Consider the following 11782-nt stretch of genomic DNA (forward strand, 5'->3'; position numbering starts at 1 on the left):
TCAATTCCACTTGAACCAACGGATTGCTGCGCCGCCGGCGATCGCCGTCCAGAGCAGAAGGACAAGTACGGCGCCAACATTGACGCTGCCGTCCAGGAATGAATCCCGCAGCGCCTGGCCCAGCGCTCCGGAGGGGAGGAAGTGCACCACAGCCTGCGCCAGCGCCGGAAGCCGTTCGGTCGGAATGACGATCCCGCCCAGCGCGCCCAGCAGGATCCAGAGCAGGTTGGTAATGGCCAGGGTCGCCTCTGGCCGGACCGTGCCGGCGACCAGCAGCCCCAGGGCCGTGAAGGATGCGGCCCCGAGGACCAGTATGGCCAGGCCGGGCAGCCAGCCCGCGGGATTAGGTTGCCAGCCGAGGACGAAGGCCATCGCGGCCACGACGAGCACCTGCAGGAACAGCACGGCCAACACGGCCAGGATCTTCCCCGCAATGAGACCAGTGCGGCCCAGGGGAGTGGTGGAGAGGAAGCGCAGGACCCCGTAACGGCGGTCAAAGCCGGTGGCGATGCCCTGCCCCGTGAAGGCGGTGGACATGGCACACAGCGCCAGGATGCCGGGAACGGCGACGTTGATGCGGCTCGAACCGAGTCCGTCCAGCAGCGGGGTCACGGTCAGGCCGACCATGGCCAGCAGCGGCAGCACGATCGCGAGGATCAGCTGCTCGCCGTTGCGGAGCATGGTGACGGTCTCGTACTGGCCCTGCAGCACGATGCGGCGCAGCAACGGTGCGGGGGCGCTGCCGTGTGCGGTTCCGGGCGTGCTGCCGCGGCGTGCGCTCTCCAGCGGGGCGCCGCTTGAAACGCGGGTCATCGGATCTCCCTTCCGGAGATGTCCAGGAAGACGTCCTCGAGGCTGCGGGCCTCAAGGCTCAGGGAGCTGGGCATGATCCCGCGCGCGGCCCACCACCCGGTGATCGCGGCGAGATCGGCCGGGGTCAGCGCGCCGGTCGCGGCGTAACTGCCGGCCCGCGCCTCGGTGACGTCGACGCCGTCGGGCAGCACCCCGGTGAAGTCCAGGCCGGGTTCGGTTTCAAAGAGCAACGTGCGGGTGTGCTGCCCTGCGTCGCCGGCGGGCAGCTGGTGCCGGAGGAGCTGGGCGACCGTGCCTTCTGCGACGTTGCGGCCGGCGTCGATGATGTAGACGTAGTCGGCGAGGCGTTGGGCGTCGTCCATGAGGTGGGTGGTCAGGACGATGCCCATGCCGCTGTTGCGCAGCTCGGAGATGAGATCAAAGACCATTTGCCGTGACTGCGGGTCCAGCCCGGCGCTCGGCTCGTCGAGGAAGAGGACCTCCGGGTTGCCGACCAGCGCCGCGGCGAGGGCAAGCCGCTGTTTCTGCCCGCCGGACAGGCGCCGCACGTTGGTGCGGCTGAAGGTGTCGATCCCAAGGCGTCCGATGAGCTCATCGACGGGCCACGGGTCCTGGTACATGCCGGAGATGTGCCGCAGCAGGGGGATGGGGCGGGCCGACGGCGGGAGGCCGCCGTCCTGCAGCATGACCCCCACGCGCGCACGGAGCCCGGCCCCTGCCGCATCCGGGTCCTGGCCCAGTAGGCTGATACTCCCGGCGGTACGCTTCTGCAGGCCCTGGGCGCATTCAATGGTGGTGGTCTTGCCAGCGCCGTTGGCACCGAGCAGGGCCGTGACCTGCCCGCGTTCGGCAATGAGGGACAGGCCGCTGACCACGCGCAGCATCTTGCCGTCGAGTGTGGGCAGTGGACCAACATCCTTGACTAGCCCGCTGATGGTCAGAACGGGGGATTCGGGAGATCGCACCACAGCATTCTACGCGATGTAGTACGGCCGCTCCCGTCGGGGCGGTGCCGGGCAGGGAAGCCATGCCTTACTGGAACGCGGGAGTAAATTACGACATGATTGTGTTGTGTATTCCATGAGCCCTTCTGCGTCCGCAGTCCCGTCCGGGCGCGGCACCGCGCGCGCCGGGTCCGCCCGGGCGCATATGGCGGCTGTGCCGGACGTCGTTCCCGCAGCCGGCGGCAGCCACACCCACGATGCTGAGGAGCGCACGCGTGACCGCGTCCTCAACGCCGTGCTGGAGCACGGACCCATCAGCGCAGCCGAACTCGGCGACCTCCTGGGCTTCACTCCTGCCGCCGTGCGCCGCCACCTTGACCACCTCGCGCGCAGCGGAGTGATTGAGGTCAAACGGGTTGCCCGCGCCGGTGCCGGCGCCGGACGGCCCGCCCGCCGCTACGTCCTGAGCTCCCAGGGCCAGTCGACCCTCGGCAACGACTACCTCGACATCGCCACTGTCGCCCTGCGCCGCCTGGGCGAGGCGGCCGGACCGGAGGCGGTGCGGCAGTTCGCCGTCGAGCGGTTCGCCGATATGGAGCGCCGCTACGCACCCGAGATCGAGCAGGCCGGACCGGACATCACGGCCCGTGCCCAGGCTCTCTCCGAGGCGTTGAGCCGCGACGGTTTCGTGGCGTCGGCGCAGTCAATTGAAGCCAAGGCGCCGCTTCCGGCCGCGCTGTCCAGTGTCCAGCTCTGCCAGGGGCATTGCCCCATCCAGCACCTGGCGGCGCAGTTCCCGGTGTTCTGCGACGTGGAGACCGAGGTTTTCGCCCGGCTGGTAGGCGTCGATGTGCGCCGGCTGTCCACACTTGCGCGCGGCGGCCACGTTTGTACCACCCACATACCTACGGGCCGTCCGGCCGCCGTCGGGACTTCTGGTCCCGCAGCCCCGGTCAACCCGGACGAAGTATCCAACCATCTGCAAGAAAGGCCGTGATGACGGACCAACTATCAGAGAAGAAGGTTGCTGACTCTACTGTGATTTCGGAGATTCTGGAGAAGAATCCCGAACTGCACGGAATCGGCACCTATGAGTACGGCTGGGCCGACAAGACCGACGTCGGCGCCAACGCCCGCCGCGGCATCGATGAGGACGTAGTCCGGGACATCTCGGCCAAGAAGAGCGAGCCGGAATGGATGCGGGACCTCCGCCTCAAGGGCCTGAAGTACTTCGACCGCAAGCCCATGCCCACTTGGGGCGCGGACCTGTCCGGCATCGACTTCGACAACATCAAGTACTTCGTGCGCTCCACCGAGAAGCAGGCCGCAACCTGGGAAGACCTTCCCGAGGACATCCGGAACACTTACGAGAAGCTGGGCATCCCGGAAGCCGAGCGCAGCCGCCTCGTCTCCGGCGTCGCCGCGCAGTACGAATCTGAGGTTGTGTACCACCAGATCCGCGAGGACCTGGAAGCCCAGGGCGTCATCTTCCTGGACACCGACACGGCGCTGCGCGAACACCCGGAGATCTTCCAGGAGTACTTCGGCACCATCATCCCGGTGGGCGACAACAAGTTCGCGTCGCTGAACACGGCCGTCTGGTCCGGCGGATCCTTCGTGTACGTGCCCAAGGGCGTCCACGTGGACATCCCGCTGCAGGCCTACTTCCGCATCAACACCGAAAACATGGGCCAGTTCGAACGCACGCTGATCATCGCCGACGAGGACTCCTACGTCCACTACATCGAAGGCTGCACCGCGCCGATCTACACCTCGGACTCGCTGCACTCGGCCGTCGTGGAAATCGTCGTGAAGAAGGGCGCCCGCGTCCGCTACACGACCATCCAGAACTGGTCCACCAACGTGTACAACCTGGTCACCAAGCGCGCCATCTGCGAAGAGGGCGCCACCATGGAATGGATCGATGGCAACATCGGCTCCAAGGTCACCATGAAGTACCCGGCCGTCTACCTCGTGGGCGAAGGCGCCAAGGGCGAGACCCTGTCCATCGCATTCGCCGGCGAAGGCCAGCACCAGGACACCGGCTCCAAGATGGTCCACATCGCGCCCAACACCAAGAGCTCGATCATCTCCAAGTCCGTGGCCCGCGGCGGCGGCCGCGCCGCCTACCGCGGCCTGGTCCAGGTCCGCGAGGGCGCCAAGCACTCGGCCAACACGGTCCGCTGCGACGCCCTCCTGGTGGACACCATCAGCCGGTCGGACACCTACCCGTACATCGACATCCGCGAGGACGACGTCACGATGGGCCACGAGGCCACGGTCTCGCGGGTCAGCGAAGAGCAGCTGTTCTACCTGATGTCCCGCGGCATGCGCGAAGACGAGGCCATGGCGATGATCGTCCGCGGCTTCATCGAGCCGATTGCCCGCGAACTGCCGATGGAATACGCCCTTGAGCTGAACCGCCTGATTGAACTGCAGATGGAAGGATCGGTCGGTTAATGACTGACATCACTACTGAAAAGGCCCGCATCGGCGCGCCGTCAGCCCAGCCGTTCATCAACGGTTTCACCGAGGAAGGCGAAAGCCTTTCCCCGCTTAACGCCACGGAATCCAAGTCGCCGCTGGCTGGCGAAGCCGTCAAGCGCCACTCGCACGGCGGCGGCGTCGGCGTTCCGGACAGCTCACGCGCCGGCCGCCTGACCTCTTACAAGCTGGCGGACTTCAAGCCGCTGACCGGTCTGGAAGAGGACTGGCGGTTCACCCCGCTCAAGCGCCTCCGCGGCCTGCACACCGAGGTCCTCAACGGCGCCGCGCCGTCCGTGAGCGTCACCGCTCCGGACAATGTCCGGGTCGAGACCGTCGGCCGCGAGGACCGCCGGATCGGCTCCGCCGCCATCCCCGAGGACCGCGTCTCCGCGAACGCCTGGGAAAACTTCACCGAAGCCACCGTCATCACCGTACCCTCCGAGGTCCAGGTCGACGGCGAGGTCAGCATCTTGCTCACCGGCCAGGGCACCGAGGCCTCCGCGCAGCACGTCGTGATTGTCGCGGAAAAGTTCTCCAAGTCCGTCGTGGTCCTGGACCACCAGGGCTCCGCCGTCGTCTCGGAAAACATCGAAATCCTGGTTGAGGACGGCGCGCAGCTGACCGTCATCTCGCTCCAGGAATGGAACGACGACGCCGTGCACGCCTCCTCCCAGCAGGCCAAGCTCGGCCGCGACGCGAAGTTCAAGCACATCGTCGTCAGCCTCGGCGGCGACCTGGTGCGCGTCACCCCGTCCGCACGCTTCACCGCCCCGGGCGCCGAAGTTGAACTGTTCGGCCTGTACTTCGCCGACGCCGGCCAGCACCTGGAGCAGCGCCTGTTCGTGGACCACGCCGTGGCCAACTGCAAGTCCAACGTCCTGTACAAGGGCGCCCTGCAGGGCCGCAACGCGCACACCGTCTGGGTGGGTGACGTCCTGATCCGCAAGGAGGCAGAAGGCACCGACACCTACGAGGCCAACCGCAACCTGGTCCTCACCGACGGCGCCCGCGCCGATTCCGTGCCGAACCTCGAAATCGAGACCGGCCTGATCGCCGGGGCAGGGCACGCCAGCGCCACTGGACGCTTCGACGACCAGCACCTGTTCTACCTGATGGCCCGTGGCATCCCGGAAGATGTGGCCCGCCGCCTGGTGGTCCGTGGCTTCCTCAACGAGATCATCCAGAAGATCAAGGTCCCCGCCATCGAAGAGCGCCTCACGGAAGCCGTCGAGCGCGAACTCGCGGCAACGGACAACTAGTGCCCAGCACAAAAGAACACAGGAACACGGAACACATCAATGACTGAACAGCCAAAGGGCGAGCTAGTCTGCAACGCCAGCGAGATCCAGCTCAAGCAGGCGCTGCGGATCCTGATCGACGACTACCCCGTAGCGATCGTGAAGGACTCGATGGGGGAGATCCACGCGATCGGCGACACCTGCTCGCACGCGGACATCTCCCTCTCCGAAGGAGAAGTTGAAGGCTGCAAGATCGAATGCTGGGGCCACGGTTCCCAGTTCGACCTGCGCACCGGCGAGCCGCTCCAGCTGCCAGCCTATGATCCTGTTCCCGTGTTCGCCGTGACCGTCCAGGATGACGAGGTCTACGTTGACGTCACCAACGTCCTGAACGGCGCCGAGGCTCCAAACTTCAGCTAGCTGCCTGCAGCCGGCAACCCGCACAGAAAAACTTATCGCCAAGAAAACGCACAGTTGCCTGAGGGCACGGTGCAGAGGAGAACAAGACATATGTCGACTCTTGAGATCAAGGACCTGCACGTCAGCATTGACACCGAGCAGGGCACCAAGGAAATCCTGAAGGGCGTCAGCCTGACCATCAGGACCGGTGAGACGCACGCCATCATGGGGCCGAACGGTTCCGGCAAGTCCACCCTGGCGTCCACGATCGCCGGGCACCCGCGCTACAACGTCACCTCCGGCACGATCACCCTTGACGGCGAAGACGTCCTCGCGATGAGCGTGGACGAGCGCGCCCGCGCGGGCGTGTTCCTCGCCATGCAGTACCCCGTCGAGGTACCGGGCGTGAGCATGACCAACTTCCTGCGCACTGCCAAGACCGCGATCGACGGCGAAGCCCCGAAGCTGCGCACCTGGACCAAGGACGTCAAGGAGGCCATGGCGCAGCTGCGCATCGACGCCGACTTCACCCAGCGCAACGTCAACGAGGGCTTCTCCGGCGGCGAGAAGAAGCGCGTTGAAATCCTCCAGCTGGAGCTCTTCAAGCCGAAGTTCGCCGTCCTGGACGAGACCGACTCCGGCCTCGACGTCGACGCGCTGAAGGTCGTCTCCGAGGGTGTCAACCGCGCCCACGCGGGCGGCAACATGGGTACCCTGCTCATCACGCACTACACCCGGATCCTGCGCTACATCAAGCCGGACTTCGTGCACGTGTTCGTCGACGGCCAGGTTGTTGAAGAAGGCGGTCCGGAGCTCGCCGACCGCCTCGAAGAAGAAGGCTACGACCGCTACGCCACCGGCGCAGGGGCGGCCACCATCGCTGCCGCCTCGGCTGCAGCCCAGGCATAGTTAGGAGTCCGCCATGACCGAACTCAATGTGGCCCGCACGGGCCTCGAGGACGTGGAGGAGGCGCTCAAGGACGTGATCGACCCGGAACTCGGGGTCAACATCGTTGATCTGGGCCTGCTGTACGGCCTCAAGTACTCGGACGACGACGGCGCCCTGCTGATCGACATGACGCTCACCACCGCCGCCTGCCCGCTGACCGATGTCATCGAGGAACAGGTCGGCAAGGCCCTCGACGGGATCGTCGACGAATGGCGGCTCAACTGGGTGTGGATGCCGCCATGGGGTCCGGAACGGATCACCGAAGACGGCCGCGACCAGATGCGCGCGCTGGGCTTCAACATCTAGGTCCCCACGCATAGCTCCACACACCAACGGGCCGCGGTCCAGGTTGTGAACGACGGCGGCCCCACCTCACCGAGGCGGGGCCGCCGTTGTCTTCCTAACCGCCGTTCCCATATCGCCGTGGCGGTGGTCTCATAAAGACAAGGAGCCCACCACTCTTCGGACTCGGCCTACGTCGACAGGAGGCACACCGCAATGGATGCCACCCCAGCGCCGCGGCCCGCCACCGCCGTCGGGGACTATGTGGTGGTCGAGGACAGCGGCGAGTTCTCCTACTACCGTTCCCGGGAAGACCTCCTGGCCGACTTTGAATACGTCGGCGAGGCTCCCTGCATCATTGACCGCGGCGCCACCTCGTACCGGCTGGAGCTGGACGAACACCGCCACCTGCGCCTGGGGCCGCCCCTGGGATCAGTGGAACTTCACTGGCTTCGGCAGGCCCTGGCCGACGCCCGCGAAGTGCATCCCGAGGGCCACCGGCTGCAGCGCGCCGACACCGCCGGGCTCGCCGGGCTCGTGGCCGGACTGTTCGAGACGCTCCAGCTGGAACGCGGAACGGATGCCGAGCTGGGGCTGTGGAGCCTGGACATCGACGGGCTCGCGACGCGGCGCAACCTGCTGGCCGACGTCGACCGCCTCCTTGCCGGGAACAGCAGGCTGGAAACCGTCCGGGTGACCGACCCGTTCGGGCACCAGTACCGCCCGGTGTGGCACCCGAAACACCGGCACCTCGGCCACGCCGGATTCCTCAGCTACGTCGAAATCCCGGTCCGGCGCAGGCCGCCACGCGGGTGAGGCCAGGGCAGCGAGGCTAATGCCGGCGGGTCTGGGGTACCCCCGAGGTTACGGGGCCGCCACCGCAAACGTGTCGCACTTGTTGATGTCTCCGGTCGTGTACCCCTGATAGAACCACTTCTGCCGTTGGGCACTTGACCCGTGGGTCCACGCCTCGGGTGAGACACGGCCCGTCGCGGCCTTTTGGATACGGTCATCGCCCACGGCCGAGGCGGCCGACAGGGCATCCTGGAGGTCCTTGTTTGTGAAAGGCTCGAGGTAGGGCTGGCCGGTCTTGGGGTCCGCCTGCGTGGTTGCATAGTGGGCCCACAGCCCCGCGTAGCAGTCGGCCTGGAGCTCGACGCGCACACCGCCGGACCCGGGCCCCTGGGGGTCCTGCTGCGCCCGGTCCAGGTTGCCGAGCAGGTTCTGCACATGGTGGCCAAATTCGTGGGCCACGACATATTCCTGGGCCAGCGGCCCGCCGGACGAGCCGAACCGGTCCACGAGTTCCTGGAAGAAGCCGGGATCGAAGTACGCCGTGGTGTCCGCCGGGCAGTAGAACGGTCCGACCTCGGTGGTCGCGGCGCCGCAGCCGGTGCTGGTTCCGCCCGTGAAGATCACGGCCTGGGGCCGCGGATATTTCACGTTGTACTGGGCCAGATAGGCCGGCCAGAAGGCGTTCAGGCTGTTGACCGTGCCAGTAATCCTGCAGTCGAGGCGGGCGTCGGCGTCGGCGCCCGTCTTGCAGGCGGGGGCAGAGCCCTGGTTCTGTGACTGGGCATCCTGGGCGGGGCCGGCCAGGCCTTCGAGCAGCTGGGGGTTGATGCCAAACAGGGCGGCGAGCAGCAGGATGATCCCGCCGCCGATCCCGCCGCCGATCATGGTGCCACGGCCCCTCCCGCGGCGGTCCTGGACTTGTGACGGATCCAGCGGGGCGTCGTCGTTGAAGCTCATGCTGTCACAATATCCCGCACGGGCCGCGGCGGCGCCCGGCAACGGTAAAGTTGGTTCGATGCCTTTTCTCGACAGACTCCAGCGCTGGGCCGATGACCGTCCCGACGAAACAGCCGTCGTCGTGGCCGGAGAGCACCTGAGCTGGTCCGGCCTGCGGGACCAAGCGGCGGCGCTGGTGTCCGCGGCGCCCGCCGTAACTGTGCTGTCCGAACACAATTCCATCCGCTTCGCCGTAGAGTTCGCGGCGGCCGTCGCGGGGGAGCGGCAGTGCGCCGTGCTGGATCCAGCCTGGCCGCAGCAGTTGCAGGACGGAATCACCGCGCGCATCGCCCTGACGGAACCGGCGCTGCCGCCGTCAGTGGCAGCGGCATTGGCGGACGGGCCGCCGGACACCTCGTTCCTGATCGGCCTGACCTCCGGCACCACCTCGGTCCCCAAGGCGTTCACCCGTTCGCGGCGGTCCTGGCAGGAATCGTTCGACGCCTCCATTGAATTCTTCGGGCTGACTCAGGACGACAAGTCCCTGGCCCCCGGCCCGCTCGCCGCGAGCCTGAACCTCTACGCCCTCGCCGAATGCCTGTACGCCGGCGCCGAATTCCACACCCTGGAGCACTTCGACGTCGGCGCCGCCCACGCGGCTGTCAGCCACGACGGCATCACCCGCCTGGTGCTGGTCCCCACGATGCTCCGGCTGCTCAGCGAACGCGGCCTGGCCGGCGGCGTCGATGCCTCCGGCATCCGCAGCATCATCTGCGCCGGTTCCAAGCTGGACGCCCGGACACTGGAGGCGGCCCGGCGCTGGGCGCCCAACGCCACCATTTTCGAGTACTACGGCGCCTCCGAGCTCAGCTTCGTCTCCGGCGCCGGGCTGGGTCCGGGCGAACCCGTAGAGCCGGGCGGGACCGGCATCGGGAAGCCGTTTCCCGGCGTCGACATCCGCATCCTGGACGATCACGGGGCCGAACTACCGGACGGCAGCGACGGCAACATCTGCGTCCGCAGCGGTATGGTCAGCAACGGCTACCTCTGGGGTGACGACGGCCAGGCCCTGCGCTGTTTCGACGGCTGGTACACGGTGGGAGACCAGGGGTACCTCTCCGGCGGGACGCTGCACATGCTGGGCCGGCGCTCCGACATGATCATCACCGCCGGCACCAACGTCTACCCGCACGAAGTCGAAATGGCGCTGGCGTCCGTCCCCGGCGTCGCCGCCGCCGTGGCTGCCGGCATGACCGACGACCTTCGCGGCCAGCGCGTCGTGGCCGGCGTTGTGCCCTCGCACGGCGCGGTCACCGCCACTCAGCTCAGGTCCGGGATTGACGATGTCCTGGCACGCAACAAGCGCCCCCTGGAGTACTTCGCGCTGGCGGAGCTGCCCGTGACAGACCGCGGGAAGATCAGCCGGCAGCTGATGCTCGACTGGGTGGCCGGGAATGATCCCAGGATCCGCCGCCTTGGCTGAGCCACACGACGACACCGGGCCGGTGGTCCCTGGCTGCCTGCAGTTTCCTGGGCTGTTGCCGGAGGACCGGCAACCCGTGATCATCGCCGCGCGGCGGACGCCGCTTTGCCGGGCCAACGGTGCACTCAAGAAGTTGCGCGCCCACGAACTCCTGGCTCCGGTGCTCCGCAGCCTGCTTGCCGAGCTCGGCGCCGAGCGTGGTGCTGTTGGTGGCGTGGGTGCCGCGCCCGAGTCCGTGACCGACGTCGTGATCGGAAACGCCGTGGGCGGCGGCGGAAACGTGGCCCGGCTGGCGGCGCTGGAGGCGGGCCTGCCCGTCACCGTTCCCGGCGTTACCGTGGACCGGCAATGCGGCTCCGGTTTGGACGCGATCGTCCTGGCCTCGCGGCTGGTCGCTGCCGGCGGCGCTGGCCTCTACCTCGCAGGCGGCGTGGAGAGCATCAGCACGGCGCCGCTCCGGGCACACCGCAACGAGGACGGCAGCCCGGACTATTACAGCCGGGCCCAGTTCGCGCCGCTGAGCCTTGGCGATCCGGACATGGGCGTGGCGGCCGAGAACGTCGCCGCCCACTTCGGCATCAGCCGGGAACGCCAGGACGCCTTCGCGCTCCGCAGCCACCAACGCGCCCTGGCCGCCGCCGCTGCCGGGCGGTTCGACGGCGAGATCGTGCCACTCGCTGCTGACTCCGGAGCGGGCACCTGGGCCGACGACGGTCCGAGGCCGAGCCTTGGCCCGGCCCTCATGGCCCGGTTCCCGTCCGTGTTTGCCAGCGCGGGCACGGTAACGGCAGGGAATTCGTGCTTCGACGCTGATGGCGCGGCGGCCGTCGTTGTCACGTCCCTGGAACGGGCCCGGCGGCTGGGCGCTGCGGACGGGTTGCTGGTGCTCGGAACCGACACGGCCGGGGTAGCCCCGCAGCTTCTGGGCATCGGCGCGGCCGCAGCCGCCGAACGGCTCCTCGCGGCCCACGGCGTGACGGCAGCGGATCTAGGCCTGGTGGAATTCAACGAGGCCTTCGCCTCCCAGACTCTCGCCTGTTTTGATCAGTTGGGGATTGACCCAGAGCAAGCGAACCTCGACGGCGGCGCCCTGGCCCTTGGTCACGCCTACGGAGCCTCGGGCGCGGTCCTGGTTACCAGGCTGCTGGCACAAGCGCGCAGATCCCCAGAGCAAGGCCGGCTTGCCCTGGCGATGATCAGCATCGCAGGCGGTATGGGCACGGCTGCGCTAATGGGGTACACCCGGCTCGACTAACCCACCGGCCCCCGCGGGACATGCCCATTCTTCGTTGCAACCAGTGGACATATGGGGCACATGTCCACTGGCCGCGGGCAGCGGAGGGCATATCCACTTTCCCGCTGCGGGGCATACCCCGTTCTGGCTCCTGGGAAGGGACATGTCCATTCTTGGGCGCTAATGATGGGCATGGCAGGCATATGTCCAGTGGCTGTGGGC

Annotated in this window: 12 protein-coding genes; 9 read left to right on the top strand and 3 right to left on the bottom strand. The window is 67.5% G+C overall.

Annotation, left to right across the window (positions count from 1 at the left end; translation table 11 throughout):
* Positions 1 to 813, bottom strand: coding sequence for an ABC transporter permease (locus ACFVTM_RS05590; RefSeq protein ID WP_390202390.1), 813 nt, complete (start codon positions 811 to 813; stop codon positions 1 to 3).
* Positions 810 to 1778: an ABC transporter ATP-binding protein gene (locus tag ACFVTM_RS05595; RefSeq protein WP_390202391.1), complete on the bottom strand. Its 969-nt coding sequence runs from the start codon at positions 1776 to 1778 to the stop codon at positions 810 to 812. Before ACFVTM_RS05595 ends, ACFVTM_RS05590 begins: the two co-directional genes overlap by 4 nt.
* Positions 1779 to 1884: 106 nt before the next feature.
* Here ACFVTM_RS05595 and ACFVTM_RS05600 point away from each other — a divergent pair, with 106 nt between their 5' ends.
* From ACFVTM_RS05600 to ACFVTM_RS05630, 7 genes are all read left to right on the top strand, one after another.
* Positions 1885 to 2754 (top strand): helix-turn-helix transcriptional regulator, encoded by an 870-nt coding sequence (locus ACFVTM_RS05600; RefSeq protein WP_390202392.1) that lies wholly within the window; start codon positions 1885 to 1887, stop codon positions 2752 to 2754.
* Positions 2754 to 4217: a Fe-S cluster assembly protein SufB gene (sufB, locus tag ACFVTM_RS05605; protein WP_390202393.1), complete on the top strand. Its 1464-nt coding sequence runs from the start codon at positions 2754 to 2756 to the stop codon at positions 4215 to 4217. The genes ACFVTM_RS05600 and sufB overlap by 1 nt, the downstream gene beginning before the upstream one ends.
* Positions 4217 to 5503 (top strand): Fe-S cluster assembly protein SufD, encoded by a 1287-nt coding sequence (gene sufD / locus ACFVTM_RS05610; protein ID WP_390202394.1) that lies wholly within the window; start codon positions 4217 to 4219, stop codon positions 5501 to 5503. The genes sufB and sufD overlap by 1 nt, the downstream gene beginning before the upstream one ends.
* Positions 5504 to 5542: 39 nt before the next feature.
* On the top strand, positions 5543 to 5902 hold the full coding sequence (locus ACFVTM_RS05615) for a non-heme iron oxygenase ferredoxin subunit (RefSeq protein ID WP_390202395.1): 360 nt from the start codon (positions 5543 to 5545) through the stop codon (positions 5900 to 5902).
* A 90-nt stretch (positions 5903 to 5992) separates the two neighbouring features.
* Positions 5993 to 6790 carry a Fe-S cluster assembly ATPase SufC gene (sufC, locus tag ACFVTM_RS05620; protein WP_390202396.1) on the top strand — a complete coding sequence of 266 codons (798 nt, stop codon included), beginning with the start codon at positions 5993 to 5995 and terminating at the stop codon, positions 6788 to 6790.
* Positions 6791 to 6803: 13 nt separating this feature from the next.
* Positions 6804 to 7136 carry a metal-sulfur cluster assembly factor gene (locus tag ACFVTM_RS05625; RefSeq protein WP_091561601.1) on the top strand — a complete coding sequence of 111 codons (333 nt, stop codon included), beginning with the start codon at positions 6804 to 6806 and terminating at the stop codon, positions 7134 to 7136.
* Between the two features lie 192 nt (positions 7137 to 7328).
* Complete coding sequence (locus tag ACFVTM_RS05630; RefSeq protein ID WP_390202397.1) at positions 7329 to 7928, top strand: hypothetical protein; 600 nt, start codon at positions 7329 to 7331, stop codon at positions 7926 to 7928.
* 48 nt (positions 7929 to 7976) lie between these two features.
* On the opposite strand, the gene ACFVTM_RS05635 is transcribed toward ACFVTM_RS05630, so the two are convergent.
* Positions 7977 to 8864 (bottom strand): neutral zinc metallopeptidase, encoded by an 888-nt coding sequence (locus ACFVTM_RS05635; RefSeq protein WP_390202398.1) that lies wholly within the window; start codon positions 8862 to 8864, stop codon positions 7977 to 7979.
* Positions 8865 to 8922: 58 nt separating this feature from the next.
* Here ACFVTM_RS05635 and ACFVTM_RS05640 point away from each other — a divergent pair, with 58 nt between their 5' ends.
* Both ACFVTM_RS05640 and ACFVTM_RS05645 read left to right on the top strand, forming a co-directional pair.
* The gene (locus ACFVTM_RS05640; protein WP_390202399.1) at positions 8923 to 10326 is read left to right on the top strand and encodes a class I adenylate-forming enzyme family protein; all 1404 of its coding nucleotides are present in this window, start codon (positions 8923 to 8925) and stop codon (positions 10324 to 10326) included.
* Positions 10319 to 11581 (top strand): thiolase family protein, encoded by a 1263-nt coding sequence (locus ACFVTM_RS05645; RefSeq protein ID WP_390202400.1) that lies wholly within the window; start codon positions 10319 to 10321, stop codon positions 11579 to 11581. Before ACFVTM_RS05640 ends, ACFVTM_RS05645 begins: the two co-directional genes overlap by 8 nt.
* The last annotated feature ends 201 nt before the right edge of the window (positions 11582 to 11782 follow it).

This window comes from Arthrobacter sp. NPDC058130 (assembly GCF_042884475.1).
In the GTDB taxonomy this organism is placed as follows: domain Bacteria; phylum Actinomycetota; class Actinomycetes; order Actinomycetales; family Micrococcaceae; genus Arthrobacter.

Excerpts from the sequence above, each read along its gene's own strand:
- ACFVTM_RS05590 (WP_390202390.1), bottom strand. The coding sequence starts at position 813 with ATGACCCGCGTTTCAAGCGGCGCCCCGCTGGAGAGCGCACGCCGCGGC.
- sufC (WP_390202396.1), top strand. The coding sequence starts at position 5,993 with ATGTCGACTCTTGAGATCAAGGACCTGCACGTCAGCATTGACACCGAG.
- sufB (WP_390202393.1), top strand. The coding sequence starts at position 2,754 with ATGACGGACCAACTATCAGAGAAGAAGGTTGCTGACTCTACTGTGATT.
- ACFVTM_RS05640 (WP_390202399.1), top strand. The coding sequence starts at position 8,923 with ATGCCTTTTCTCGACAGACTCCAGCGCTGGGCCGATGACCGTCCCGAC.
- ACFVTM_RS05625 (WP_091561601.1), top strand. The coding sequence starts at position 6,804 with ATGACCGAACTCAATGTGGCCCGCACGGGCCTCGAGGACGTGGAGGAG.
- ACFVTM_RS05615 (WP_390202395.1), top strand. The coding sequence starts at position 5,543 with ATGACTGAACAGCCAAAGGGCGAGCTAGTCTGCAACGCCAGCGAGATC.
- ACFVTM_RS05635 (WP_390202398.1), bottom strand. The coding sequence starts at position 8,864 with ATGAGCTTCAACGACGACGCCCCGCTGGATCCGTCACAAGTCCAGGAC.
- ACFVTM_RS05630 (WP_390202397.1), top strand. The coding sequence starts at position 7,329 with ATGGATGCCACCCCAGCGCCGCGGCCCGCCACCGCCGTCGGGGACTAT.
- sufD (WP_390202394.1), top strand. The coding sequence starts at position 4,217 with ATGACTGACATCACTACTGAAAAGGCCCGCATCGGCGCGCCGTCAGCC.